Genomic DNA, 25,890 nt, shown 5'->3' with positions numbered 1-25,890 from the left:
CTCGGACATTCGGCCCCCTGGCGTTGGATTGCCCGGGGGCCATTGTAGCGAGGCGCGCCGGCCGGCGCACCCCGCTGGCTACAGCCAGGTCAGGCGCTGTAGCTGACCGGACCGCGCGAACGCATGTCCAGCGCGTAGTAGCACACCGTCAGCAGGACCAGCCAGCCCGGGCCCACGTACAGCGCCACGCGGGTGTCCGGGAAATAGGCCATCAGCGCCACCACCAGCGCCAGGAAGGCCAGCGCGATGTAAGAGCCATATGGCCAGAACGGCATGCGGAAGGCCAGCGCCTTGCGCTCGGCCGGCGCCAGGCTGCGGCGGAAGTTGATCTGCGTGACCAGGATGATGGCCCAGGTCCAGACCGCGCCGAAGGTGGAAATCGCCGTCACCCAGACGAAGACCTTCTCCGGCACCAGGTAGTTGAGCAGCACGCCGCACAGCAGCGCGGCGATCGACACCAGCAGCGCACGGCGCGGCACGCCGTTGCGGTCGACCCTGGCAAAGGCGGCCGGCGCCTGACCCTGCTGCGCCAGGTTGTACAGCATGCGCCCGGTGCTGAAGATGCCGCCGTTGCACGACGACAGCGCCGCGGTCAGCACCACGAAGTTGATGATGCCGGCGGCGGTCTTGATGCCCAGCCGCTCGAAGGTCAGCACGAACGGGCTGCCCTGGGCGCCGATCTCGTTCCACGGGTACAGCGACAGGATCACGAACAGCGCGCCCACGTAGAAGATCAGGATGCGCCAGAACACCGAGTTGATTGCGTCCGGAATCGACTTCTTCGGGTTGCGCGCCTCGCCGGCGGTCAGGCCGATCATCTCCACGCCGAGGTAGGCGAACATCACCATCTGCAGCGACATCAGCACGCCCGAGGCGCCGTTGGGCATGAAGCCGCCGTGCTGCCACAGGTTGGCGATGCCGGTGGCGACACCGCCGTTGCCAAAGCCGAACACGATCATGGCGCCGCCGCCGATCAGCATCAGCACGATGGTGACGATCTTGATCATGGCGAACCAGAACTCGAACTCGCCATAGGCCTTGACCGCCATCAGGTTGACCGAGCCCATCGCCGCCAGCGCGGCCAGCGCCCAGATCCAGCGCGGCACGTCGGGGAACCATATGCCCATGTAGATGGCCACGGCGGTGATTTCCGCCACGCACGTCACCAGCCACAGGAACCAGTAGTTCCAGCCGGTCAGGTAGCCCGCCAGAGGGCCTATGTGGTCCTGCGCGTAGCGGCAGAACGAGCCGGCCACCGGGTTCTGCACGGCCATCTCGCCCAGCGCGCGCATGATCAGGAAGATCACCGCGCCGCCGATCAGGTAGCCCAGCATGATGGAGGGCCCGGCCATCTTGATGGCGTTGCCCGCGCCAAGGAACAGGCCCACGCCGATGGCCGAACCCAGCGCCATCAGCCGGATATGCCGTTCGCCCAGGCCGCGTTGCAGATGCTCTGCGCTTGCACTCATGTCTCGTTGTCTCCGTGTGATCAGAATGGCCGCGCCGGCCCTTGTGGGGTCGGCGGGAGCAGGTCATTTTCGCGTTTACAGGGGTAGCTGCCGCGAGCAGTCTAATCGGCACATCGCGCAATCGGCGCACGCCAACGCAGCCTCGCCCGATCGGACATTGCTGACGGACCGCGTGCCGCAAACGGAAAATAGCGGGCAGATTAATAAGATTGCGGGGGCATTTGTTGCTGAATTCATTCCGAAATTCAGAAAAGATTGCTCGCTGAGCAGGGCTCGATCATCGTCAGCCAGGCATTCCGGAGCCCCAGCACCACCGACTGAGCGCTGTGTGTTCAGCCCCGGCGATCCCGTGACGCTGCCTCGCGCCATGCCCCGGGCGGTTGCCCGAAGCGCCGCGTAAAGCTGCGCGTGAAGGTGGTCTGGTCCGGATAGCCCGAGGCCAGCGCGATCTCCGCCAGCGGCAGCGTGGTCTGCGACAGCAGCTGCACCGCCCGGTCCAGCCGCAGGCGGGTCTGGTAGCGATGCGGTGTATCGCCGAAGGCCTCGGCAAAGAGCGTCTGGAAGCGCCGCACGCTCCAGCCGAAATGCCCGGCCACTTCCGCCACGTGCAGTGTGGAGGCCAGGTTGGCGCGCAGGTAGGCGTCCACCGCCATCAGTGGGAACAGGTCCTGGTCGCCCGGCATGCCCAGGCAATCGGCCAGCGCCGCCGCCAGCGTGGCGGCGAGTTGCCAGTCAGTCTGCGGGCCGCGCGCCGCGGCCGCGGCGCGCCATGCCGCCAGCGCGCGCACCCGGCTGCCGAAGGCGCCGTCCAGCGAGAACGTGCGCGAGCGCGCCATCAGCCGCGCCGGCAGCGCCACCGAGTGCGCGGGGAAGTCCGCCACCAGCTGCAGGTTGCCGTCGAAGCCCAGAAATTCATGATGACTGCCGGCCGGCACGATCAGGCCGGTGCGGTCGTCCACGCGGTAGACGTGGCCGTCGATCTCCAGCTCGGTGGCGCCGGCCAGGCCGAACAGCAACTGGTGGTAGCCGTGCTGGTGGCCGTCCGGTTGCGGGCGGTAGCGCCGGTGCTCGACCAGCGGGGACGCGTGCGAGGAGGGTTCAGCGCGCTTCGGCATGCCGCAACCTGCCCCGGGTCTGGCACAGCCAGACGCCTGCCCCGGCCACCGCCATGCCGAGCCCCTGCACCGCGTCGAGCCGCTCGCCGAACAGCAGCCACGCCTGCAGCGCGGCCAGCGGCGGCGCCAGGAACATCAGCGCGGCGGCGTTGGCGGCCTGGCCGCGCCGCACCAGGCTGACCAGCAGCCAGGTGCCGGCACCGGACAGGCCAAGCGCAGCCCAGGCCAGCGTGGCCCACAGTGTCGCGCTGCCGTGCCAGTGCAGTGGTGCGTCAGCGGCCTGGATCGCCACCATGACGCCGGCGACCAGCATGGCGCCAAGGTTCTGCCACGCCGAACTGGCGCGCAGGTCACAGGCGGCGATGGCGGATTTCTGCAAGAGGGTTCCCATGGTGATCGAGACGATGGCCAGCACGCCCAGCAGCACGATCCACGGCGAGACCGGCTGAGAACCGACCTGCATCGCCGGGGCGACCACCAGCGCGACGCCCAGCGCACCGAGCGCCAGGCCTTGCCACGTCCGCCTGGAAGGTAGCTCCTTGAGCAGGGGGATGGCAAGCAGCGCGGTCAGCAGGGGCTGCAGCGCGCCCAGCAGCGCCATGATCGCCGGCGGCAGCCCTTGCGCCACGGCGCCGTAGCCGGCGCACAGGTAGATGCCCTGCATCAGCGCACCGGCCAGCAGGTGGCGCGGCGCCTCGCGCAGCGGCGGCCACGCCGCGCCCGCGGCCAGCGACCACCCGACGAACATCAGCCCCGCCACGGCAAAGCGCGCCAGCAGGAACAGGCTGGTATCGGCCAGCGGCACGATGGCCTTGCCGACGATAAAGCCGGTGGACCAGACCAGGACGAAGGCGAGGCTCGGGAGCCAGGCGGTGGCGGGGAGGGGGCGCGACATGACAGCAGGCATTTCCGCCCAAGGGGCGCGATCGGGATGGCAAAGCGCAAGGCTAGCCAGCCGCGCCGCCGCTGTCTTGGCAATTCCGGCAATCGCCCGCTGGAAGCATTGGTAACACTCCCCCCACACTTACGGGTCAACGGAAACGCGCTTGCCACGTAACATCGTCATAGGCGATACAGCGAAGGAGCGGGCATGGATGCAGTGCAGCATGCGAAACAACCCGGCACGGCCGGCTGGCTGGATGCGAGGTACGCGGCCTGGCGCGCCGCCGCGGCGCTGGCCCTGGCCGCGTGCCTGGGCGCCTGCGCGCAGCTGCCGGCCGGTGCCACCGACAGCACCGCGGACCTGCACTGGCTCAACACCGTCACCTACGGCGCCGACCAGACCAGCCTGGCCGAACTGCGCCAGCTCGGCCGCAAGGGTTATCTCGACCGGCAACTGGCACTGCCGCTGGCCGATCCGCCGGAACTGGCAACGGCCATTGCCGCACTGCCCGGCCTGCAGGCCGATGCCGCCGCGCAACTCAAGGCTGCGCGCGAGGCCCGCGAGCGCATCGACGCGCTGCCCGACGACAGCAAACAACAAGCCCGCCAGGCACTGAACGCGCAGGGCCGCGAGCTGGTGGCCGATACCGCGCGGCGCCACCTGCTGCGCGCGCTGTATTCGCCGGCGCAGCTGCGCGAGCAGATGACGTGGTTCTGGATGAACCATTTCAACGTCTACGCGGGCAAGGGCCAGGTGCGGCTGCTGCTGCCCGACTACGAGGAACGCGCGATCCGCCCGCACGCGCTGGGCCGCTTCCGCGACCTGCTGATGGCCACCGTCACCGCGCCGGCGATGCTGCTCTACCTGGACAACGCCCAGAGCAGCGCCAACCGCATCAACGAGAACTACGCGCGCGAGCTGATGGAACTGCATACGCTGGGCGTATCGGGCGGCCCCAGCGGGTCACGCTACACTCAGCAGGACGTGCAGGAGCTGGCGCGCGTGCTGACTGGCGTGGGCGTCAACCTGCGCGGCACGCCACCGCCGCGGCTGGCCCCGGCGCGCGCGGCGCTGTATCGCAGCGAAGGCGTGTTCGAGTTCCATCCGGGCCGGCATGACTTCGGCGTGAAGACGCTGCTGGGCCAGCGCATCGAGCCCGCCGGCTTCGCCGAGGTGGAGCGCGCCGTGTCGATCCTGGCGCGCGAGCCGGCCACGGCGCGCTTTATCAGCGCCAAGCTGGCCACCTACTTTATCGCCGACAACCCGCCGCCGGCACTGGTCGAGCGCATGGCGCAGACGTTCACGCGCAGCGACGGCGATATCGCGCAGGTGCTGCGTACGCTGTTCCTGGCGCCTGAGCTGGACCGGCTGCTGGCCTCGCCCGCGCGCAAGTTCAAGGACCCGATGGTCTACGTGGTGTCGTCGATGCGCCTCGCCTATGACGGCCGCCCCGTTACCAACCTGCGCCCGGTGCTGAACTGGCTGAACCAGCTCGGCGAGCCGCTGTACGGCCACGTCACGCCTGACGGCTATCCGTCGGCGGAGAGCGCGTGGGCCAGCTCGGGGCAGATGGTGCGGCGCTTCGAGATCGCGCGTGCGATCGGCTCGGGGCCGGCTGGTCTCTTCGCCGGCGATGCGGGCAAGCCGCGCGGCGCGCGCTTCCCGATGATCGGCAACAAGCTGTACTACGACACCATCGAAGCCACGCTCGGCCCCGCCACGCGCGCCGCGCTGGCACAGGCCGAATCGCAGGCCGAATGGAACACCGTGCTGCTCGGCTCGCCGGAATGGATGCAGCGCTGAGGGACAAAGGAGCGAACCATGCAACGCCGACAATGGCTGAAGACGATGGGCGCCGCCACGCTCGGGCTGGCGCTGCCCGCCATCGCCTCGCGGGTCTATGCGCTGCCGGCGCAGGCCGATGCGCGCTTCCTGCTGGTATTTCTGCGCGGCGGCTATGACGCCGCCAGCGTGCTGGTGCCGGCCGGCAGCGAGTTTTACTATGCATCCCGGCCCAACATTGCCATCCGGAAACCGGTGACAGGCGCGGACGCCGACCCCAACGCGGCCGTGGCACTGGCGCCCGCCTTTGCCGCCGACAGCGCCGCGCGCGGCATTGGCGACTGGGCGCTGCACCCGGCGCTGGCCCCGACCATGCTGCCGCTGTGGCAGCGCGGCCAGCTCGCCTTCGTGCCGTTCGCCGGCACGCACGACCTGTCGCGCAGCCACTTCGAGACCCAGGACGGCATCGAGGCAGGACTGCCGGGCGAGGGCGAGGATCGCAAGGACGTGGCGTCCCTGCGCGGCAGCGGCTTCCTCAACCGGCTGGCACAGGCGATGGGCGGCCAGGCCGCACCGGTGGCGTTCACCGATGGCCTGCCGGTGGTGCTGTCTGGCCCGCGCGACGTGCCCAATGTCTCGCTCAAGGGCAGCGGCCGCACGCCGTTCGATGCGCGCCAGTCGAAGCTGCTGGCGCAGATGTACCAAGGCACGCGCTTCGAGTCGCTGATCGATGAAGGCTTCGAGCTGCGCGAGACGGTCGCGCGCCAGGCCCGGTCTGCGCAACCCGCCATGTCAGGTGGCGATCCCGGCACGATGGCGTCGCGCCAGCAGGAAATGCAGGCCGCCAACCGCCGCTCGCTCAGTGCGCGCGGCTTCGAGGTCGAGGCGCGCCGCATGGCGGGGCTGATGCGTGAGCGCTTCAACCTGGGCTTTATCGACGTGGGCGGTTGGGATACCCACGTCAACCAGGGCGGCGCGCAGGGACAGCTTGCCGGCCTGCTCGACAACCTTGGCCGCGGCCTGTCGGCCTTTGGGGCGGAGATGGGCCCAGCGTGGAACAAGACGACGGTGGTGGTGCTGTCAGAGTTCGGCCGCACCTTCCGCGAGAACGGCACGCGCGGCACGGACCATGGGCATGGCACGGTGTACTGGGTCACCGGCGGCGCGGTGCGCGGCGGTCGTATTGCGGGCGAGCAGGTGGCGGTGGAGCAGGCTACGCTGAACCAGAACCGGGACTGGCCGGTGCGCAATGAATATCGCGCCTTGCTGGGCGGCGTGTTCCGCAGGCTCTACGGGCTGGATGATGCGCGGCTGGCGCAGGTGTTTCCCGGCGTGCGGGCACGGGATATCGGGCTGGTGTAGCGGCCTGGTGCAGCGGCCCGCGCGGCTGGCCGTGGCCGGTGCTCAGTAGCTGCCGTTCCCGGAGGTGATGGTTGCCGGCGCGACGGGGTAGACCGGTGCGGCAGACGAGGGTGCCGATGGCTGCGGGGCGGGCGCAGGCGGCGCGGCCGGAGCGGGCGGATTGACCGGAGCAGCCGGATAGGCGGGCGCGGCAGGAGCCGGTTGTTCCGCCGGCGATATCGGCGCAGCGGGCGCACTGCCGGCGCTCACGCCCGGCGGCACCGCGATCACCGATTCCCCCCGGTCCAGCGCCAGGCTGGACTCCTCCGGGCTCATCTCCGCGCCTGGCGCCGAAGCAGTCGCCGGCGCGCTCGCCGGCGGCGCAACCTCAGCCTCCTGCGCCGGCAACGCCTGCCGGCGCGGCGCCGGGCGCGGGGCCGGCGCTTCGGCCGGCTTGTCGCGGCTGAACAGCTGGCTGAACCAGCCACGCACCTGCGTGCCCAGCGACGCAAGCAGGCTGGTTTCCTCGTGCTCGGCAAAGCGGGCGCGGCCGTCGACGATGCGGGCGCGCAGCGCGCGCTGGTAGAAGTCGCCCACCATCGGCAGCGCGCTGTGCGCGCCCTGGCCCCAGTAGTCGCTGCGCAGCGTGACGCGGCTGTCGTTGAAGCCGACCCAGGCCCCTGCCACCAGCTCCGGATGCATCAGGATGAACCAGCCGTCGGCGTTGTCCTGCGTGGTGCCGGTCTTGCCGGCGACGTCGGCGCGGATGCCGAAGCGCGAACGGATGCTGGCGCCGGTGCCGCGGTCGATCACGTCGCGCATCACGTCGAGCAGGGTCTGCGTGGTGGCCGCGGGCAGCGCGTGTTCGGCGCGCGCCTGGCGGAAGGTCTGCAGCACGTTGCCGTTGCGGTCTTCGATGCGCGTCACCATGGTTGGCGCGATGTAGTCGCCGGCGTTGGCGATGGTGCCGTAGGCGGCCACCATCTCCTTGAGCGTGACCGGGCTGGTGCCCAGCGCCAGCGACGGCACCACGTCGAGCTGGCTCTCGCGCACGCCCATCTCGCGCGCGAGCCGCGCCACGCGGTCCGGCCCGACCTGCTGCATCAGCTGCGCGGTGATGGTGTTGCGCGAATAGACCAGGCCGTCGCGCAGCGTCATGGCGCGGCCGGTGGGACGGCCCTCGTCGGTGGGGCGCCAGATTTCGCCGCCGGCCAGCTCGATCTCGACCGGCTGGTCCATCAGGGTGTCGTCGGGCGACTTGCCTTCTTCGAAGGCCGCGCCGTAGACAAAGGGCTTGAAGGTCGAGCCCGGCTGGCGGCGCGCCTGCTGCACGTGGTCGAACGCGTCCTGGGTGTAGTCGCGGCTGCCAACCCAGGCGCGGATCTCGCCGTTGCGCGGGTCGATGGCGATAAAGCCGGCCTGGATGCGCGTCTTCTGCTGGTGCAGCGCGCGCATGAAGGCGCCGTCGGCGAGCAGGTGCTTCATGACCTCTTCAGGCGGGGTCCCGGCGGCGGTGGCGGCGCGGTATTCCGGTGTTTCGCGCACGAAGGCCTGCACCAGCGCCTTGTCGGCGGCCCAGCCCGCGCGCGGCGCCCACGCCGCGTTGGCGACCGCCTGCAGCCGGTTGCCCTGCTGCACCACGGCCTGCGTGGCCATGGCCTGCAGCCGTGCGTCGATGGTGGTGCGCACCACCAGCCCGTCGGCGTAGATGTCGTAGCCGTTGCGGTCGGCCCAGCCGATCAGCCACTTGCGCAGCTGCTGCGCGAAATGCGGCGCGGGGCCGGGCGGCTCGGTCTGGCGTTCGAAGTCGATGCGCAGCGGGCGCTTCTTCAACTGTTCATAGCGGGCCGCATCGAGCTTGCCGCGCTTGACCATCTGGCCCAGCACGGTATTGCGCCGGTCCAGCGCGCGCTCGGGGTTGAGCACCGGGTTGTAGTAGCTGTTGCCCTTGAGCATGCCGATCAGGGTGGCGCTCTGCAGCACGTCGAGCGACCGGGCCGGCTTGTCGAAGTACGTGCGCGCGGCCATCTCGATGCCGAACGCGTTGTACAGGAACGGCACCGTATTGAGATAGGTCTCGAGGATCTCGTCCTTGGTATAGAGCGCCTCGATCTTCAGCGCGGTGATCGCTTCCTTGAGCTTGCGCGTCAGCGTGGGCGCGCGCCCGATCTCATCGGGATAGAGGTTGCGCGCGAGCTGCTGCGTGATGGTCGAGCCGCCCTGGCGGTCGCCGGTGAAGGTATGCACCGCGGCCGAGGCGATGCGGCGCCAGTCCAGCCCGTGGTGCTGGTAGAAGCGATGGTCTTCGGTGGAGATCAGCGCGGCCAACACATTGGGCGAGATCTGCGCCAGCGGCACCCAGTCGCGGTTGGCCCACTTGAAGACGGCCAGCTCCTTGCCGTCGGCGGACAGGACTTGCGCTGGCTGCTCGGACTTGGCCTTGCGGATGTCGCTGATGCCGGGCGTGAACGGGACCAGGATAAGGACATAGAGCAAGAGGGCCGCCGGGATGGCGGCCACGCCCACCAGCACGCCGCGCCGGGTCGGGCGCAGCGAACCGGGCTGCGTCAGCCCGAGGCGCGCGGTGCGCGCGCCCAGAGAGGACAGCCGTTGCTTCAGGGAGGCAGGCAGCAAGGCCTGCATTGAGGCAAGCCGCGGGGCAAGCCGGGTCTTGATCTCTGCCAGCCTCATGACGCGAAGCTGTCGAGGCAAAGGCACATGGCGGCACGGGGCACTGGCATTACCGTCGTCGGAAAAGCCTGCATCCTACCAAATCGTTCCCGTTGCTCACAGGGAAAACCCCCATCCGAGAGCTATGCGGCACATCTTGCTGCCAAGCATGCGTCACAAGGCTTTCATATTGCGCCAGCACAATGCGCAGGCCGCCACTCGTGCGGACGATGCGCCGTTGCCGGGTTGATCGGGTTAGTCGCTTTAAGCAAGTTGAGCGGAATAAGCGGAATAAGCGGATTAAGCAGGTTGGCCGGGTCTGGCTCGGGACGGGTCCGGCGCAGTGTCATGAATCAAACAGAATACAGAGAAACTACAGTGAAGAAAGCTCTCCTTGCAATGACGGCAGCAGTGGCCGCTTCGGCGGCATCCGGGGTGGCGTCGGCCCAGACCGCGTCGAACGTGACGCTGTATGGCATCGTGGATGCCGGCGTCGAAGTGATTAACAACATGCCGGGCAGCAATGGCGCCGAGGGTACGGCCGTGCGCATGAACTCGGGCAACCTGTCCGGTTCGCGCTGGGGCCTGCGCGGCACCGAAGACCTGGGCGGCGGTCTGAAGGGTATCTTCGTGCTGGAGAGCGGCTTCGACATCGACACCGGCACCTCAGCCCAGGGCAACCGCCTGTTCGGCCGCCAGGCCTACGTCGGCCTGCAGAACGGCTTCGGCGCCGTCACGCTGGGCCGCCAGCAGAACGCGCTGTACGACCTGTTCGGCGCCTTCGACCCGATGGGCGTGGGCCCGCGCTACTCGCTCAACAGCGTTGATTCGGCCTTCAACGGCCGCGCCGACAACGCCATCAAGTACACCGGCAAGTTCGGCGGCCTGACCGCCACCGCGTTCTACAGCTTCGGCCGCGACAACAACGGCGAAGTGCCGGGCGAATTCAAGGTCGCGAAGAGTTTCGGCGGCGGGCTGTCGTATGCCGCCGGCGGCTTCTCGGTCGGCGCCGCCTATGACCAGTTCCAGGGCGCCACCGTGGCGCTGCAGGACCGCGCCGCCAAGCGCGCCGCGGTGGGCACCGCCTATGCCTTCGGCGACGCCAAGGTGTTCGCCGGCTACCGCTGGCTGCTCGACGACGGCGTTTCCAGCGCCACCGCCGCCAGCACCCGCAGCAACGTCTACTGGGCCGGCGCGCAGTATCGCTTCACGCCCGCGTTCCAGCTGACCGGCGCCGCGTACTACACCGACACGCGCAACAGCGATGCGGATCCGTGGATGTTCGTGTTGTCGGCCGATTACTCGCTGTCCAAGCGCACCGACGTGTACCTGAACGTGGGCTACGCCAAGAACAAGTCCGGCTCCGCGCTGGGCCTGAACGGCGTTGGCACCGTGGTCGCCGGCGAGAACCAGACCGGCGCCACCATCGGCCTGCGCCACCGCTTCTGATCGTAGCCGCCCGACGCCCGCCCGGCACGTTCTCGACACGCGCACGGGCGGGCGCGTGATGTTCATATCGACGCCTGCGGTTTGCATTGCGGGATTCGTTGGGCCGGTTCCTCGATCGGTCCTTTTTTCCCTTTCCTTCCCGCCCTGGCGAGGGGTCATTGCCGCTTCGCTTACCGGTACGCCGCCGCGCTGATGAACTGCCCGAAGCGCTCGCACCAGATCACTACCGCCTTGTATTGCGACGGATCCACGCCGGCGGGCAGCGTCGCGGTAAAGTTGCCGAAGGTCTTCAGTTCTGCCACCTGCAGCGCTCGCTCTTTCAGGCTGAGGAAAGCAGCCTCGGTGTCGACGAATTCCGGCGCAAGGTAGATGCGGTAGTCCGGCCCGGGTGCCACCTCGCCTTCGAAGGCGATGGCCTGCGGCGAGACATGGAGGCGCCCGCTGGCCCAATGGAAGGCGTCGCTGCCGGCCAGGTCCTTGCGGAAGGTGCCAGAATAGCGGGCCTGCTGTGACACTTTCTGCACTTGTTCCGGGCTGGCGCCGGCCTGTGCCGTCAGGATCGGCAGCACGTAGATGCCGGCCGCGAAGCCGGCCGCCAGTGCGGCCAGGTGCGAAAACACGAGAATCAGTACCTTTCGATAGGTTGGCGCCCGCATCGCTGTCTCCCGGCGTTCAAGATTGCTGCAGATTGTCCGTCAATTCATTGTTGCCCGGCAGCCTCGTCCCGAGGGAATGGTGGGATGATGGGAGGGCGGCCGAGGCCGCGAACCTGTACAGTCGGTCATCAAACCAACACACGACTGTGGATAAGATTTCAGAATCTCCACGACGAGACGATGCCTATGCCGCTCCACGTCACGATCCGCACCATCCGCACCGGCGAGCTGCAAACCGCCCGCTACCAGGCGCGCGTCTACCCGACCACCGACGCTGAAGCCGCGCCGTTGCTGGCGACGGCATGGAGCGAGCGTGAGGCCGAGGCCTTCCGCACCGCGCAGTTCTGGGCGCAGCGCAACGCCTATGTGGTATCCAACCCGCGCGCGGGCACCTTCTACGGAGTGACATGCCGGCGCTGAGGCTGCGCGGCATGCAGTTGTGGTGGTGGCTCGCGGCGGCCCTGGCCTTGCCGGGCTGTACCGCCGAGGGCGTGATCGGCACGCTGTCGGGCGGGCGCGACGGCTTGTGGCGCAACGTGCAGCAGCGTTGCCTGGCCAGCGCCCCGGCATCGCATCCGGACTGCGCCCAGGTGGACCGGTCGCGCGGGCTGGTGCTGTACAAGGACGCCATTGGCGTGTCGCACTACCTGGTGATCCCGGCACACCCGGTGACCGGCGTGGAAGACGGCAAGGCGTGGGACGGCGCGGGCGCCAACCCGTGGGCCTTCGGCTGGGAGGCGCGCGGCATCGTCGGCCAGGCGCTCGGCAAGGCGGTGCCTGACGACATGCTGGGCCTGGCGATCAATTCCCGCAGTTCGCGCAGCCAGGACCAGTTGCACATCCACCTCGATTGCATCAGCGCGGCTGCGCGGGCGCTCGTCAATGGCGGCAGCGGCGCGATCGGCACGGGCTGGACCGCGCTGCGCCACGACGGCAAGCCGGTACGCGCGAAGTTTGTACCGGCCAGCACGCCTGTGCTGACGGTCGATCCGTTCCTGCTGGTGCGCAACGGGGCCAATGACGGCGCCGCGGCGCCGCCGCCCGACCGCGGCATCTTTGTCACCTATGTGCGTGACCGGCAGGGCCGGACGGGGTTTGTCGTGGTCGACCAGCCGGTCGACAAGACAGCCGGCAGCAACGGGCATGCGAGCGATTTCCTGGACCGGCGCTGCCGGTTGGCGCAGGAACTGGCCGCGGCGGCGTGAGCGTGCCGCGGGTCACCGCGCCCGCGCACCCGAGGCCGGCGGTGGAGCAGGCGGCGTGGCCGGCGCAGCCGCACCGCCGCGGGCCATCCCATCCAGCACCTTTGCCGCCGCCAGGTGCTGCGGGATCACCAGCCCCTCGCGGGAGGTGGCCACGCTGATCTGCCCGCCCTGGGCGCTGCCGCGCGCGACAAAGTCGCGGCCGTGCGCATAGACCAGCCGGGTGAGTTCGGCCACCTCGGTATCCGACAGGTCCGGCCCGGTTACCAGGATGGCGGCCGTGGCCAGGCTGCGCACCGGCTCGTGCAGGCCGGGATAGGTGCCTGGCGCGATGGTGGCGCGGAAATACCCCGCCTTCTGCGCCACCATCGCGGCGATCGCGCGCTCATCCAGCGGCAGCAGCCGCAGCGGCATTTCGCCGATGGCCTCGCGGATACTGTCGGACGGCACGCCGATCACCTGCATCACGGCGTCGACCTGGTTCTGGCGCAGCGCCACCAGCGCCGGGCCCAGCCCGACCTCCTCGGCCTTGAAGTCCTTGTCTGTCAGGCCATGCGCGGCCAGCACGCGCAGCACGGTGACGCGCGATGCGGAGCCGCGCTCGCCCACGGCGATGCGCTTGCCGCGCAGGTCGGAGACCGACCTGGCCGGATCGGCGCCCCGGACCAGCACATGGACCGGTTCCGGGTACAGGCTGCCCACGGCGCGCAGCGACGCATGCGGGCCGTCGCCGGCGAACACGCCCTTGCCCTCGTAGGCCTCCAGCGCGGCATCGGCCTGCGCCAGCGCCACCGAGACCTTGCCGGCACGCAGCAGCCGCAGGTTTTCCTCGCCGCCGCGCGTCACCAGCGGGATCGCGCGCACCTTGACACCGTCCACCAGCGCCTGCGCAAAGCGCAGGTACTGGCCGTGTTCGGCGCCGGCGGCGATGGCATAGCCTTCGTTGGCGCGCGCCAGCCGGGCGCGGATATTGGCGTGCGCGGTGGTCAGCTCCTGCTCGATGATCGCGCGCTGTGCCGGCGAGGCGTCTTTCTGCACGGACTCGATCACCTTGCGCATTGCGTCGAGGATGGCTGCGGGGCCGCTCGGCGCATTGGTGGCGACGGCGGGGGCTTCGGCCGGGCGGTAGCCGGCCGGCAGCACGCTGACCCAGCGTTCCCCTTCGCGCTTGTACAGCGCGGTGCCGTGCGCGCGGATGATGTCGCCCGCCTTGTTGCCGCCGCTGGTGATGCCGGTGATGCCGCGCGGGCCTGAGCCGAGCGCGGACACCAGCCCCGCCACGCCGGGCGAATCCCAGGCGCCGAAGTCGTAGTCGCGCAGCAGCTTCAGCTCCGCATCGAAATACACCACCCGGCGCGTCTCGCCGGCCGGCGCCTTGGTGTCGGACTGCGAACCGCGCCGGTCGATGCCGACCAACTCCACCGTGCCCGGCGGCAACGCCTGTGCCAGGCGCTCGTTCAGGCCGGTACGGATGCCTTCGGCGGGCGGCCCGCCGCCGCAGCCTGCCAGCCAGGCCGTAGCCAGCAGCGCGAACAGGATGGCAAAGAAGGCGCGGCGCATGTCAGCCTCCGATCAGCGGCAACGCCAGCATCATGGTCAGCACGAACGCATTCATCAGGTCGACGAAGAACGCGCCGGCCAGCGGCGTGATCAGGTAGCTGGTGGGCGCCGGCCCGTAGCGGGAGGTGATGGCGCGCATATTGGCCATGGCGGTGGCGGTCGAGCCCATGTTGAAGCCGATAAAGGCGGCCGAGGTCACCGCCGCCTCGTAGTCGCGCCCCATGAAGCGGAAGCACACCAGCACCACGTAGAGGATGATGAACACCACCTGCATGGCGATGATCAGCAGGAAGGGCCCGGCGGACAGTGCCACCTCGGCCAGGTCCAGCGCCATCATGGTCATCACCAGGAACAGCGACAGGCAGACATTGGTGATCAGGTCGGTGGCGCGGTCGTCAAAGCGCAGCCCGATAAAGGGCAGCAGGTTGCGGATGGCGATGCCGAGCATCATGCACCACAGGAAGCCCGGGATGGTGATGGGGCCGGCGGGCATCTGCGCGGCGATCCAGCGCCCGCCGATCACCGCGGCCAGCATGCCGGCCAGCGCCGCCAGCGCGCCGACGGTGGTGATGGGCGAGATGGCGGCGGCTTCTTCCTCGGTGTCGCCGGCCTCGCGCGCGGTCGAGCGCAGCTTGTAGCGCGAGATCAGGTACTGCGCCACCGGGCCGCCGATGATGCCGCCGACGATCAGGCCGATGGTGGCCACGGTCATCGACAGGTCCATCACCGCCTGCAGGTTGTTGACCTCGGCAAAGCGCTCGGCATATGCGGCGCCGGTGCCGTGGCCGCCGACCAGCGTGATGGAGCCGCTCACCAGCCCGAAGATCGGGTGCAGGTCCAGCGTCTTCGCCATGGCCACGCCCACCACGTTCTGCACCAGGATATAAGGCAGCAGGATGATCAGGAAGATGACCAGCGCCTTGCCGCCGCGCTTGAGCATGCGCAGGTCGGCGCCCAGCCCGACGCCGCCGAAGAACATCAGCAGCAGCACCGGCTTCATGCCGGGGTCGATGACCACGCGGAAACCTGTTGTCGCCAGCGCCAGCGACGCCACGATCGCGAACAGCAGTCCGCCGGTGACGGGGTCGGGGATGTTGTAGCGCGACAGTACGCCGACGCTCCGGTTGACCAGCGTACCGATCAGCAGCACCACGACGGCGGTCAGCAATGAGGCCAGCAGGTCGAGATTCATCGGGGGCGTCCTGGCTGATAGTCCTGCGGTGAAGCGCCGCTGGCCGTGCCGGGTGCGCACTGGCCGCCAGCGATGCCTGGCGAGTAGCATGCATCACTAGGGGTTGTAGTCGGGCGGGGGGAAGAAGGCAAGGAAAGGATTGGCGGCCCCTAGACCCACCCCGCAAGGCCAAGCCAACGGTTTTGGGTGCTCCAACGCCGCCCGAGCTTGTCTGGGCCTTCTCCCTCTCCCCTCAGGGCTTGCCTTTACCCACATCTCGATAGGAAAGGTTGTAAACCGGATTGGACGGTGTTAACTTCGGGTGAAGTTGACAATCAGTGGTGGCAATTTTGCCTGATACGGAAGATCTGGAAGACTGGGCCAGCGACGAATTCGGTGGCGCTCAGTTGGGCGATGCACGTCGCACGCAGCGCCTTGTGGCATTGGCGCGCGGACTGGCGCAAAAAGCCCATGTTTCGTTCCCGCAGGCCTTGAGTGGTGCCCAACTCAAGGCGGCATATCGCTTCTTTGATAATGAGGCGGTCGACCCGGACGGAATACTGGCGAGCCACGTCGTTCAAACCGTGGGTCGCATGCAGCAGGTACCTGTCGTATTGGCGGTGCAGGACACCACGGAATTCAATCTGGCAAATTTGCCCGCGACTGAGGGACTTGGTCACGGCACGGGCGGCAATTTGCACGGATTCATGTTGCACAGCGTGCTGGCGGTGACGCCTGAGGGCCTGCCACTGGGCGTGTTGAGCATGAAGACGTGGGTGCGTGCGCCGCAAGCATCGGGCAAGGCCAGGCAGCGCCGGGCGCTGTCCATTCGTGACAAGGAAAGCGTGAAGTGGCTGGAGGGGCTGGAATGCCTTGAGCCGCTCAAGATGCAGTGTCCGGACACGCACCTTGTTGCCGTCAGCGATCGCGAGGGCGATGTGTATGACGTGTTCCTGGCGCCGCGCCCAGCGGGGGTGGACTGGTTGGTGCGGGCCGCCTGGAATCGGGGCGTGGACCACCCAGAGAAGTATCTGTGGGAGACGGTTGCTGCGGCTCCTGTACTTGGGGAGACCGTACTGCACGTGCCCAGGAGCGGCGCCAGGCAGGCGCGTAGCGCCCGACTGGCTTTGCGCTGTGTGCCCGTCCAACTGCGACCGCCGCGCAGCCGCGGTGCAGAGGCCCTACCGAGTCTCGAAGTATTTGCCATTCACGCGCTGGAACTCGACCCGCCCGAAGGCGTTGAGCCGCTCGAATGGATGTTGCTCAGTTCAATGCCCACCCAAACGCTGGAAGATGTGCTCGAACGGCTGAGCTGGTACGCCCGTCGCTGGACCATTGAATCCTGGCATCGTGTCCTGAAAAGTGGCTGCCAGATCGAAGCCCGGCAGTTCGGGACGCTGGAGCGGTTCCTGCGGGCCACGGCGCTGTTCGCCGTAATCGGCTGGCGCATCTTGTACGCAACTATGCTGGGCCGGCTCGAAGCCGATATCCCTTGCTCGGTGCTACTGCAATCGCTCGAATGGCAGGCCTTGTACTGCCGCACGCACGGCACAACCAAGCCACCAGAGCAGGCACCCAAACTCAGCGACGCGGTCCTTTGGGTCGCCAAGCTCGGTGGCTACCTGGGTTGCAAAAACGACGATCCCCCCGGTGCTACTGTCCTCTGGCGCGGCTTCCTCGTTTTGCACGAAATCACCGAAATGTATCGGATCTTCCAGAAAAACGAGTAAGCCGCCGGAAGTTGTGGGTAAAGGCAAGCCCCTCAGGGGGAGAGGGGTGGGCTAGCACGGAACCACGTCAAGCGAAGCCTTCGGCTTTGCCGAGCATAACTTTCCTTGCAGCGCCTGCCCTCTCCCCCGCCCCCTTTCCCGCAAGCGGGAGAGGGGAGCACACCGGCGGGAGGCGACCGCTTATCGGCTACTCACTACCGCGCCCGCAACGCATCCACGATATTCATCCTCGCCGCCCGCACCGCCGGCAGGAAGCCGCCCACCAGCCCCATCGTCATCGAGAACGCCAGCGTCTGCAGCGCAATCACCGGCGTCAGGATGAAGCGGAAAGACAGGTCGGCGAAGGTCTGGAAGTTGGTGGTCGAGAACGACGCGAACTGCATCAGCGCCGCGCACGCGAGCCCCGCCACGCCGCCCACCAGCCCCAGCAGCGCGGCCTCGATCAGGAAGGCCACCAGCACATTGGCGCGCTTGAAGCCGAGCGCGCGCAGCGTGCCGATCTCCGCCACGCGGTTGGCCACCGACGCGTACATGGTGATCATCGCGCCGATCATCGCGGCGATCGAGAAGATGGTGGACAGCGTGAAGCCCAGGATATTGATAAAGCTGGACAACGCCTTGGACTGGTCACTGTAGAAGGTCTGCTCGCGCTTGGCCTCGTCCGCCAGGCGCGGGTCGACGTCGATTTCGGCGCGAAAGCGCTCGAACTTCGCGGTGTCGGCCAGCCGCACCACCATCGACGAATACGCGTTGCGCCGGAACGACTGCATCAGCTGGTCCACGTCGCCCCAGATCTCGGAATCGAAGCCGCTGCCGCCGGCGTCGAAGTGGCCGACCACGGTCCAGTCGCGCTGGGCAAAGCGCAGGTGTTCGCCGATCTGCACGCCGGCAAAGCCGCCGGCAATGCTGCTGCCGACGATGATCTCGGCCGAGCCCGGCCGGAACATGCGCCCCGCCACCAGCTTCACCTGCGGGCGCAGGTCCATGCCCAGCGGCGAGATGCCGCGGATCACCACGTTGGAGGGTTGCCCGGTACTGGCCTTGGTCAGCGAGATCAGCACCACCGCCTCGCGCGAGGCCAGCGGCTGGCCGGTGCCGCTCATGGCCACCGCAGGATGCATCTCCATGATGCTGGCCTGGTCGCGATTGACCGAGCTCTGGATCTCGGTCTCGGCGCCCTTGCGGATCACCACCACGTTGTTCTGCTCGCCGGTGGTGACCAGCGTCTTCTTCAGGCCCGCGTCCAGCATCAGCATGGTGGCGAAAACAAAGACCACCAGCGCCAGCCCGCCCGCGGTCAGCGCCGTGGTCAGGCGCCGGGCCCACAGGTTGCGCGCGATATAGGTCAGGGGGATCGCCACGGCCGCCTCCGCTAGCCGATGGCCCGCAGGCCTTCGACGATGCGCACGCGCGCGGCCTGGACCGCGGGCACGATGCCGGCAAAGACTCCCACCGCCAGCGCGCATGCCGCCTGCAGCTGCATGGTTTGCGGCGACACCGTGAACACCGGGAACACGCCGCCCACCGCCTGCTTGAAGGCCGTTGCCATCGGTGGCGTCGCCAGCATGCCGAGGGCGCCGCCGACCACGCAGATCGCCAGCGATTCGCCAAACACCAGTATCGCCAGGAAGCCGGGCCCGAAGCCCAGCGCCTTGAGCGTGGCGTACTCAACGGTGCGCTCGCGCGCGCTCATCGCCATGGCGTTGGCCATCACCGCCATGATGATCAGGATCACCACGTAGGAGACCACGCGGATCGCAGCGATGATCTGGTTGGACATGGCGACAAAGCCCAGCTGGAAGGCCTGCTCGGTTTCGGTCAGGGTCTCGGCCAGCGAGTTGCGGAACACGGCGTCGACATTGCGCGAGATCGCCGCGGTGTTGTCAGGGTTGTCGACACCCAGCACGAAGACGCCGACCTGGTCGGCCTGGCGCGAGGTGCGCTTGCGCACGGTCTCGTTCAGGTACTCCCAGTGGAACACCATCTGCCGCGTGATGATGCTCTCGTCGCGCCCGTCCATGATGCCGCGCACCACGAACTCCCAGGTGCCGGGGTAGATGGTGCCCTTGATCGGGATCACGTCGCCGATCTTGAAGCCAAACTGGTCCGCCAGCTGGCGCCCGACCAGCGCGCCCTTGCGGTCGCGCCGGTAGTCTGCGCGCTGCTGCTCGGGCACGATGAACTCGGGATAGAGGTCGAGGTAGTTGTCCGAAACCGCGAACTGCGCGAAGAAATTCTTGGGATCGCGGTAGACGCCGCCGAACCAGTTGGAGCGCGCCACCATGGTCACGCCTTCGACGCCCTTGATGCGGTTCTCATAGCTGAGCGGCAGCGGGAACACCAGCGAGATCGCGTTGCGCGTCACCAGCCGTGCGCTGGACGCGGCCGAGGCGCCCGCATACCAGGCGTCGATCACGGTCTGCAGCAGCCCGAACGCCAGCACCGCGATCACCAGCCCGAACACCGTCAGCGCGGTGCGCAGCTTGTGGCGCAGCGCGTTGCGGGCGATCAGCTTGAGCGCGTACATGAGCAGTCAGGCGACCTCGCCACGGATCAGCTCCCCTTTCTCCAGGTGCACCAGCGAGCCGGCCGCGGCGGCCGCATGCGCATCGTGCGTGACCATGATGATGGTCTTGCCGACTTCCGCATTGAGCCGCTGCATCATCGCCAGGATCTCCGCGGCGGAGGTGCGGTCCAGGTCGCCGGTGGGTTCGTCGGCAACGATCAGCGTCGGGTCGGTGATCAGCGCGCGCGCGATCGCCACGCGCTGCTGCTGGCCGCCGGACAGCTCCGACGGGTAGTGACTCATGCGATCGGACAGGTTCACCATGCTTAGCACCAGTTCCACGCGCGCGCGCCGTTCCGCGCGCGGCAGGCCGGTCAGCATCAGCGGCAGTTCCACGTTCTCGAACGCGGTCAGCACCGGCATCAGGTTATAGAACTGGAAGATAAAGCCAACGTTGGCGGCGCGCCATTCGGCCAGCGTGGCTTCCGGCAGCTGGGTGATGTCGAGCCCAGCCACGCGCAGCGTGCCGCTGTCGGGCCGGTCGATGCCGGCGATCAGGTTCAGCAGCGTGCTCTTGCCCGAGCCGGACGGCCCCATCAGCGCGACAAAATCGCCTTCGCCGATCTCGAGCGAAATATCGGTCAGCACCGGCACGGTCTGCACGCCGCGGCGGTAGGACTTGGCGACGTGGCTGATCTGCACCAGCGGCGTGGCGCCAGGGGGAGGCGAGGGGGCGTTCATGCCGCCATCCTCATGGCTTGGCCGGCGCCACGCGGTCGCCGTCGCCGATCTTGTCGCCGGGCGAAAGCACCAGCACGTCGCCGGGCTTGACGCCATGCACCGCAACCAGCTCGCCCAGCTTGTCGCCGGTCTTCACCTGCACTTCGTGGGCCTTGCCGTCCTTCACCACATAGGCTACCTGCCGGCCGTCGCGCGTGACCACGGCGGCAGCCTGCACTGCCACCATCGGCTGGCGGTCCTGCGCCGTGGCCGCGCGCGACAGGAATGCGATCTTGGCGCTCATGTCCGGCAGCACGCGCGCATCGCGGTCGACAAAGCGCACCTTGACCAGCACCGTGGCCTTGGAACGGTCCACCGTCGGCACGATGCGCGACACCTGCCCGGCCAGCCGCAGCCCGGGCAGTGCATCCAGCAACAACTCGCACGGCTGGTCGACGCGGATCTTGCCGATATTGGATTCGGCGACGTCGGCTTCCACCTCCAGCGTTTCCATGTCGGCGATGGTCACGATCGCACCCTTGGTGTCGGCGGCGGCCGAGAACGGCGTGATGTTGTCGCCCACGTTGGCATGCTTGACCAGCACCACGCCGTCAAACGGAGCGCGGACCACGGTCTGTTGCACCGCCACTTCGGCGGCGCGCGCATTGGCCTGCGCCGAGTCGATCGAAGCTCGCGAGCTGTTGATCGACGCGCGCGCCTTGTGGTACCGCGCCACGTCGGCGTCGTACTGGTTGCGCGAGATCGCGTTGGGCACGATCAGGATCTCGGAGCGGCGCAGGTTGACTTCAGCGTCGCGCAATTCGGCCTGCTGCAACTCCAGGTTGGCCTGCGCCACCTTCACCTGGGCCTGGGCCTGCGCGAACGAGGCTTCCACGTCCTTGCTCTCCAGCCGGGCGATGATTTCGTCCTTCTTGACGCGCGAGCCTTCCAGCACGCCCAGCCATTCCAGCCGGCCCTGCGCCTTGGACGCGACCGCCGCCTTGCGTTGCGGCACGACGTAGCCGGTGGCGTTGAGCAGCGTGAAGTTCTGCGTGGGATAGGCGGAGGTGACGGTGGTGGTCTGCACAGCCTGGGGGCCGGCGAGCCGGATGGCGATGCCGATGACGGCGAGCAGGACCAGCGCGATCACTGCATAGCGCACCCATCTGCGCCGGGGACGGATGCGGGCGCCGGGCGCGGCGGTGGCGCTGCGGTCGATTTTCAGCCTTGCCAGGTCTTGATCAGCCAATTGCGCGCTTCCTCCGGCAGGACGGCGCGGGCCTGACTGCGCCTGCCTGCGAGTTGCTGTGTGGGCGGGCTCTCAGTATAGCGGCGGGTGATCCAGTGTCCATTGCCCGCGCGCAAGGCGGGGCGCGGGCAGGGGGGCGTTAGTGCTCTTGCTCCACCGCCAGCTTCAGCTTCATCAGCGCATGGTCCCACTGCCGCCCGATCGTCTCCAGCGAACGCCGCGCGGCGTCGAGTTGCTCCGGCTCGAACTGCCACAGGCGTTCGCGCCCGGCCTTGCTGTCGCGCACCAGGCCCGCCTGCGACAGCACCTCCAGGTGCTTGGTGACCGCCTGCCGCGTCATGGCGCTGCCCGCGGTCAGCTGCGCGATCGACATCGTGCCGCCGGCGCACAGCGCCGCCACCAGCCGCAGGCGGGTTTCATCGCCCAGCGCGGCAAAGACCACTGCAGACTGCCGCACGTCCAGGGCTTCAGGCAGCGCCGGTGAGATGCTTGCGGACATTGTTCACTTGTTCATCCCAGCCGCTGCTGTTGATGCGAAAGGCGTCCATGCGGCGTTCGGGCGGGATCTGGTCGAAGCCGGACTCCACCACGGTCAGCATGGTGCCGCCGTCCACCTCCCGGAGCGTGAATTCCACCAGCGTGGCCGGTTCGTCGGAATAGTCGCGCCCGCGTTCCAGCGGGGCCGGGTGCCAGCGCCAGGACAGCAGCTTTTCCGGCTCCATGCGTTCGACCTGCACGTCGAACTTCAGGTATTCGTAGCCGGGGTAGGTGATGCTGCCGACAGCGCGCTGGCCGGGGGCGAAAGTGACGCCGTCAAACTTGACGCCAAACCAGCTGCCGAAGGTGTCGGCATCGGTCAGCGCGTGCCAGACGCGCGCCACGGGGGCTTCTATCAGGATGCTGCGTTCGATGCGGTCGGTTTCGGTCGGCATGTCCGGTCTCCTGTCAGGGTTCGATATGCAACGCTGTGGTTGCATATTAGGAGACCGGGTGGGGAAATGCAACCGAAAGGTTGCTGATAGTGCCGGGCCTGCTTAAAGATCCAGCACCAGCCTCTGCCCCTTGCAACGCGACACGCACAGCATCATGGTCTTCTGCGCCGTCTTCTCCGCATCCGACAGGTACTGGTCGCGATGGTCGGCCTCACCGTCCAGGATGGCGGTCTCGCACGACCCGCAGATGCCCTCGCGGCACATGCAGTCCACCTTGACGCCGGCCTTCTCGATGGCGCGCAACAGCGACTCGTCCGCCCCGACCTGCAGCGTCCGCCCGCTCTTCTGCAGCACGGCCTCGAACGCGCCGCCGGTGGCGTCCACCTCGTTGCGGAACTGCTCGAAGTGGATGCGGCCCGCGTCCCAGCCAGCCGCGCGCGCCGCGTTGACCACCGCATCGTTCAGTACCGACGGCCCGCACACATAGACATGCGTATCGGCCGGCTGCGCGGCGATCAGCGCGGCGATGTCGAGCATGGTGCCGGTATCGCTCTCATAGAGATGGAGCTGGCCGGGCTGCAGCGTGCCCGGCAATACGTCCAGGAAGGCCGCGGACTGCCGGTTGCGGAAGCAGTAGTGCAGCTGGAACTCGGCGTTGCGCGCCGCCAGCGCCTGGATATGCGTCATGAACGGCGTGATGCCGATGCCGCCGGCGATCAGCAGGTGGCGGCCGGTGCCGTGGTCCAGGCCGAACAGGTTGGCCGGTGCGCCGATGTGCAGCTCGTCGCCCTCGCGCACCCGCTCGTGCATGTAGCGCGAGCCGCCGCGCGAGGCCTCTTCCAGCCGCACGGCGATCTGGTAGTGCGCCGGGTTGTCCAGCGCGCTGGTCAGCGAGTAGGCGTTGCGCAGCCGGCCGCCGTCCATATGGACAACCACGTGGCTGCCGCTGTCGAAGGCGGGCATCGCACCGCCGTCGCAGGGTTGCAGGGTGAAGCGCTTGATGCCGGCGGCCAGCGGCTCGACGCGGCCGACGCGTACGCGGAGCGTGTCAGTCATGGCGGTACCTCGGAAATTCAGGGAAATCGGGAAGGGAGGCAGGCCGGCCAGGGCGCCGGCCTGCCGAAGGCCGTCAGGTGATCACCGTCAGCTTGGCAGCGATCCACACCACCAGGCCGCCGACGATCAGCGCCACGTAGGGCAGCACGCCGGCGCGGGCATTGGGCAGTTCCATGTCGCGTCGCATCGACTTGGGGAACCGGCCCTTGTCCTGGATGTAGTGGCGGTACACGAACACCGGCACGATCAGCAGCGCGGCGATCAGGCCGTTGCGCAGCGTGTTCTCGCCCTGGAAGTTGGCCCCGGCGCCGACGAAGGCCAGGTCGAAGAACCCGAAGAACGCGCCCAGTGCCAGCAGCCAGTTCTTGCACTTGTACGGGCGCGCCCAGTCCGGGCGGTCCATGCGGTGGATCCAGCCCGACTGCAGGTTCAGGAACACGAAGATCATATAGCAGACGTTGGAGATCGACAGCACCGCCATGTAGTTCGACATCAGCAGCAGGAACAGGTTGAACACCAGGTCCGTCCACATCGCGCGCGTCGGGGCGCCGTGCTCGTTGACGTGCGAGAGGTAGCGCGGCAGCCAGCCGTCGAGCGAGGCCTGGTACAGCGTGCGCGACGAGCCCATCATCGAGGTCATCACGATCAGCAGGATCGCGAGCACCAGCATCACCACGATCACGTTGAACACCACCGCACCGCCGCCGACGAAGCGCGCCATGGCCGCGCCCACGCCGGAGCCGTCGACGATGGACGGTTCCAGCATTCCCGTTAGCCCGAGCGAGCCCTGGAAGGCGATCGGCACCGCGATGAACATGAACAGGCACAGCACGCCGGACCAGAAGATCGCCTTGAAGGTGTCCTTCTGCGGGTCCTTGAACTCGCGGGTGTAGCAGACCGCGGTCTCGAAGCCGAAGGTCGACCAGCACGCCAGGAACATCGCGCCCATCGCGGTGCTGATGCCGGCGGCGTTCCAGCCACCCAGCACCGCGGCGCCCGAGGCATCGTGCGTCAGCGGCAGCAGCGGCAGGAAGCTGGTGGACGGCATGTCGCCGGTGAACATCGGCACCAGCGCGATCACCACCAGCGGCGTCAGCGAGGCGATGCCCAGGATGCGCTGCGTGGTGGCCGCGGCCGACGCGCCGCTGTGCTGCAGCTTGAAGGTGATCAGCAGGAAGGCCGTGGCCAGGATAAAGGTGGAGTTCACCCGCAGCGTCAGGCCTTTGCTGACGAAGCCCAGGTCCAGCAGCGTCAGTTGCCAAGTATTGATGACCGAATCGGGCGGGAACAGCGCGCTCAGCATATAGCCGGCGGCAAGACTGGTGCCCAGCGCCAGCATCGGCGACCAGGCCACCCAGTTGCACCACACCGATACCGGCGCGACGAACTTGCTGTAGCGCACCCAGCCGAGCGCGCCATACACCGAGGCGCCGCCGGACTTGTGCGGATACAGCCCCGAGATCTCGGCGTAGACGAAGCACTGCGCAAAGCCGACCAGGATGGCGATGATCCAGATCACCCACGCAGGGTTGCCAATGGTGGCGGATACGCCGCCGATGGTGAAGAGCACGCCCGCGGGCACGCCGCTGGTAACCCAGAAGGCATCCTTCCAGGTCAGCGTGCGCTGCAGTTCATGGGGTTGGGTTGATTGCGTCTGTTGCTGGGCAGGGGCGAGCGGCGCCTGCGCGCCGAGCGACAGCGCGTCTTTCTGTGAATACACGATTTGTCTCCTTGCTTCCCGGGGTGCCGTTTGTCTGGAGCGGGGCTCCGTCACGGTCTGCCGTCTGCGGTCTGGGTAGGTACTTGAGGGGTACTGCCTGCCGGTCGGTTACGACGGTCGGGAATGTCTGTCGGGGATTCTGGGGGCGTTTCTCATCCTTGTCTCCTGTTGTCATCCCGGGTTGCCACGCGGCCAATTACAGGTCTTGCGGCTTCCGGTTTGGCTGTAAATTCACTAATAGTGAATTAAGTTACTATTGGTGTTTAGAGTGAGTATAGGAGCGGCCCTGCGCCAAGGCAACGGAAGATTGATTGCGTTGCAAACAGCGCCGGCCGCCTCCCGGTTACTGCTGCACAGGCTGTCCCGGCCGCGGGCCGCCCAGCGTTTCCACCACCGGCCGTCCCGCCCGCCGGTTGCGCCACCACCCCACCAGTGTCAGCCCCAGCCAGAAGCACTGGGTGAGAAACGACGCCAGGTTGAAGGCGCCGGTCAGCGAAACCAGGATGCAGCTCGGCCCGATCACGTTGAGGACGACGGCCAACCTGCCGGTCGGGGATTTGTGCAGGACCTGCACGGCAAAATGCGCGGCAACGTAGGCGGCAACGCCGACAAGTCCGGTCGCGTCGGTAAGACCCAGGGAGGCCATGGTGGTATGAAGCGGTAAAACAGCGGTTGAGGA

At 68.0% G+C, this 25,890-nt stretch carries 22 protein-coding genes; 6 read left to right on the top strand and 16 right to left on the bottom strand.

Annotated elements, in window-relative coordinates; all coding sequences use genetic code 11:
- Positions 1 to 89 precede the first annotated feature (89 nt).
- The 3 genes from ABNX08_RS30240 to ABNX08_RS30230 form a co-directional block, all read right to left on the bottom strand.
- Positions 90 to 1,469 carry an amino acid permease gene (locus tag ABNX08_RS30240; protein ID WP_022539465.1) on the bottom strand — a complete coding sequence of 460 codons (1,380 nt, stop codon included), beginning with the start codon at positions 1,467 to 1,469 and terminating at the stop codon, positions 90 to 92.
- A gap of 332 nt (positions 1,470 to 1,801) precedes the next feature.
- Entirely contained in the window at positions 1,802 to 2,584 is a 783-nt protein-coding gene (locus ABNX08_RS30235; RefSeq protein ID WP_022539464.1) for an AraC family transcriptional regulator, read from the bottom strand.
- The gene (locus ABNX08_RS30230) at positions 2,568 to 3,479 is read right to left on the bottom strand and encodes a DMT family transporter (RefSeq protein ID WP_022539463.1); all 912 of its coding nucleotides are present in this window, start codon (positions 3,477 to 3,479) and stop codon (positions 2,568 to 2,570) included. Before ABNX08_RS30230 ends, ABNX08_RS30235 begins: the two co-directional genes overlap by 17 nt.
- A 195-nt stretch (positions 3,480 to 3,674) precedes the next feature.
- On the opposite strand from ABNX08_RS30230, the gene ABNX08_RS30225 reads away from it, so the two are divergent.
- Together ABNX08_RS30225 and ABNX08_RS30220 are read left to right on the top strand one after the other, a co-directional pair.
- On the top strand, positions 3,675 to 5,270 hold the full coding sequence (locus ABNX08_RS30225) for a DUF1800 domain-containing protein (protein WP_022539462.1): 1,596 nt from the start codon (positions 3,675 to 3,677) through the stop codon (positions 5,268 to 5,270).
- 18 nt (positions 5,271 to 5,288) lie between these two features.
- Positions 5,289 to 6,611 carry a DUF1501 domain-containing protein gene (locus ABNX08_RS30220; protein WP_022539461.1) on the top strand — a complete coding sequence of 441 codons (1,323 nt, stop codon included), beginning with the start codon at positions 5,289 to 5,291 and terminating at the stop codon, positions 6,609 to 6,611.
- A 42-nt stretch (positions 6,612 to 6,653) separates the two neighbouring features.
- On the opposite strand, the gene ABNX08_RS30215 is transcribed toward ABNX08_RS30220, so the two are convergent.
- Entirely contained in the window at positions 6,654 to 9,281 is a 2,628-nt protein-coding gene (locus ABNX08_RS30215) for a penicillin-binding protein 1A (protein ID WP_022539460.1), read from the bottom strand.
- A 357-nt stretch (positions 9,282 to 9,638) separates the two neighbouring features.
- On the opposite strand from ABNX08_RS30215, the gene ABNX08_RS30210 reads away from it, so the two are divergent.
- A complete protein-coding gene (locus ABNX08_RS30210; RefSeq protein ID WP_022539459.1) occupies positions 9,639 to 10,709 on the top strand; it encodes a porin in 1,071 nt (356 codons plus the stop codon).
- Between the two features lie 170 nt (positions 10,710 to 10,879).
- Here the strand turns inward: ABNX08_RS30210 and ABNX08_RS30205 are convergent, their stop codons facing one another.
- Positions 10,880 to 11,365, bottom strand: coding sequence for a DM13 domain-containing protein (locus tag ABNX08_RS30205; RefSeq protein ID WP_022539458.1), 486 nt, complete (start codon positions 11,363 to 11,365; stop codon positions 10,880 to 10,882).
- A 186-nt stretch (positions 11,366 to 11,551) separates the two neighbouring features.
- On the opposite strand from ABNX08_RS30205, the gene ABNX08_RS30200 reads away from it, so the two are divergent.
- Together ABNX08_RS30200 and ABNX08_RS30195 are read left to right on the top strand one after the other, a co-directional pair.
- Positions 11,552 to 11,785 (top strand): hypothetical protein, encoded by a 234-nt coding sequence (locus ABNX08_RS30200; protein ID WP_022539457.1) that lies wholly within the window; start codon positions 11,552 to 11,554, stop codon positions 11,783 to 11,785.
- The gene (locus ABNX08_RS30195) at positions 11,773 to 12,570 is read left to right on the top strand and encodes a CDP-diacylglycerol diphosphatase (RefSeq protein ID WP_022539456.1); all 798 of its coding nucleotides are present in this window, start codon (positions 11,773 to 11,775) and stop codon (positions 12,568 to 12,570) included. Before ABNX08_RS30200 ends, ABNX08_RS30195 begins: the two co-directional genes overlap by 13 nt.
- 12 nt (positions 12,571 to 12,582) lie before the next feature.
- On the opposite strand, the gene ABNX08_RS30190 is transcribed toward ABNX08_RS30195, so the two are convergent.
- Complete coding sequence (locus tag ABNX08_RS30190; protein WP_022539455.1) at positions 12,583 to 14,127, bottom strand: TAXI family TRAP transporter solute-binding subunit; 1,545 nt, start codon at positions 14,125 to 14,127, stop codon at positions 12,583 to 12,585.
- Position 14,128: 1 nt separating this feature from the next.
- Positions 14,129 to 15,319 carry a sodium/glutamate symporter gene (gene gltS / locus ABNX08_RS30185; RefSeq protein ID WP_022539454.1) on the bottom strand — a complete coding sequence of 397 codons (1,191 nt, stop codon included), beginning with the start codon at positions 15,317 to 15,319 and terminating at the stop codon, positions 14,129 to 14,131.
- Between the two features lie 317 nt (positions 15,320 to 15,636).
- Here gltS and ABNX08_RS30180 point away from each other — a divergent pair, with 317 nt between their 5' ends.
- Positions 15,637 to 17,028: an IS4 family transposase gene (locus tag ABNX08_RS30180; protein ID WP_022539453.1), complete on the top strand. Its 1,392-nt coding sequence runs from the start codon at positions 15,637 to 15,639 to the stop codon at positions 17,026 to 17,028.
- Positions 17,029 to 17,222: 194 nt separating this feature from the next.
- Here the strand turns inward: ABNX08_RS30180 and ABNX08_RS30175 are convergent, their stop codons facing one another.
- The 9 genes from ABNX08_RS30175 to ABNX08_RS30135 all read right to left on the bottom strand — a co-directional run bounded on the left by ABNX08_RS30175 (position 17,223) and on the right by ABNX08_RS30135 (position 25,857).
- Positions 17,223 to 18,389 carry an ABC transporter permease gene (locus tag ABNX08_RS30175; RefSeq protein ID WP_022539452.1) on the bottom strand — a complete coding sequence of 389 codons (1,167 nt, stop codon included), beginning with the start codon at positions 18,387 to 18,389 and terminating at the stop codon, positions 17,223 to 17,225.
- Between the two features lie 11 nt (positions 18,390 to 18,400).
- Entirely contained in the window at positions 18,401 to 19,555 is a 1,155-nt protein-coding gene (locus ABNX08_RS30170) for an ABC transporter permease (protein WP_022539451.1), read from the bottom strand.
- A gap of 6 nt (positions 19,556 to 19,561) precedes the next feature.
- Positions 19,562 to 20,275, bottom strand: coding sequence for an ABC transporter ATP-binding protein (locus tag ABNX08_RS30165; RefSeq protein WP_022539450.1), 714 nt, complete (start codon positions 20,273 to 20,275; stop codon positions 19,562 to 19,564).
- 10 nt (positions 20,276 to 20,285) lie between these two features.
- Entirely contained in the window at positions 20,286 to 21,503 is a 1,218-nt protein-coding gene (locus tag ABNX08_RS30160; RefSeq protein WP_022539449.1) for an efflux RND transporter periplasmic adaptor subunit, read from the bottom strand.
- A 139-nt stretch (positions 21,504 to 21,642) separates the two neighbouring features.
- The gene (locus ABNX08_RS30155) at positions 21,643 to 22,002 is read right to left on the bottom strand and encodes a helix-turn-helix transcriptional regulator (RefSeq protein ID WP_022539448.1); all 360 of its coding nucleotides are present in this window, start codon (positions 22,000 to 22,002) and stop codon (positions 21,643 to 21,645) included.
- The gene (locus ABNX08_RS30150; protein WP_022539447.1) at positions 21,971 to 22,435 is read right to left on the bottom strand and encodes an SRPBCC family protein; all 465 of its coding nucleotides are present in this window, start codon (positions 22,433 to 22,435) and stop codon (positions 21,971 to 21,973) included. The genes ABNX08_RS30155 and ABNX08_RS30150 overlap by 32 nt, the downstream gene beginning before the upstream one ends.
- 102 nt (positions 22,436 to 22,537) lie before the next feature.
- On the bottom strand, positions 22,538 to 23,491 hold the full coding sequence (locus ABNX08_RS30145; RefSeq protein WP_022539446.1) for a PDR/VanB family oxidoreductase: 954 nt from the start codon (positions 23,489 to 23,491) through the stop codon (positions 22,538 to 22,540).
- A gap of 73 nt (positions 23,492 to 23,564) precedes the next feature.
- On the bottom strand, positions 23,565 to 25,211 hold the full coding sequence (locus ABNX08_RS30140; RefSeq protein WP_022539445.1) for an APC family permease: 1,647 nt from the start codon (positions 25,209 to 25,211) through the stop codon (positions 23,565 to 23,567).
- Between the two features lie 343 nt (positions 25,212 to 25,554).
- Positions 25,555 to 25,857 carry a hypothetical protein gene (locus ABNX08_RS30135; RefSeq protein ID WP_022539444.1) on the bottom strand — a complete coding sequence of 101 codons (303 nt, stop codon included), beginning with the start codon at positions 25,855 to 25,857 and terminating at the stop codon, positions 25,555 to 25,557.
- Between the last annotated feature and the right edge of the window lie 33 nt (positions 25,858 to 25,890).

It is taken from the genome of Cupriavidus sp. DF5525 (assembly GCF_040149425.2).
Lineage (GTDB): Bacteria > Pseudomonadota > Gammaproteobacteria > Burkholderiales > Burkholderiaceae > Cupriavidus > Cupriavidus pickettii_A.
This window is presented reverse-complemented; position numbering and strand designations above follow the sequence as displayed.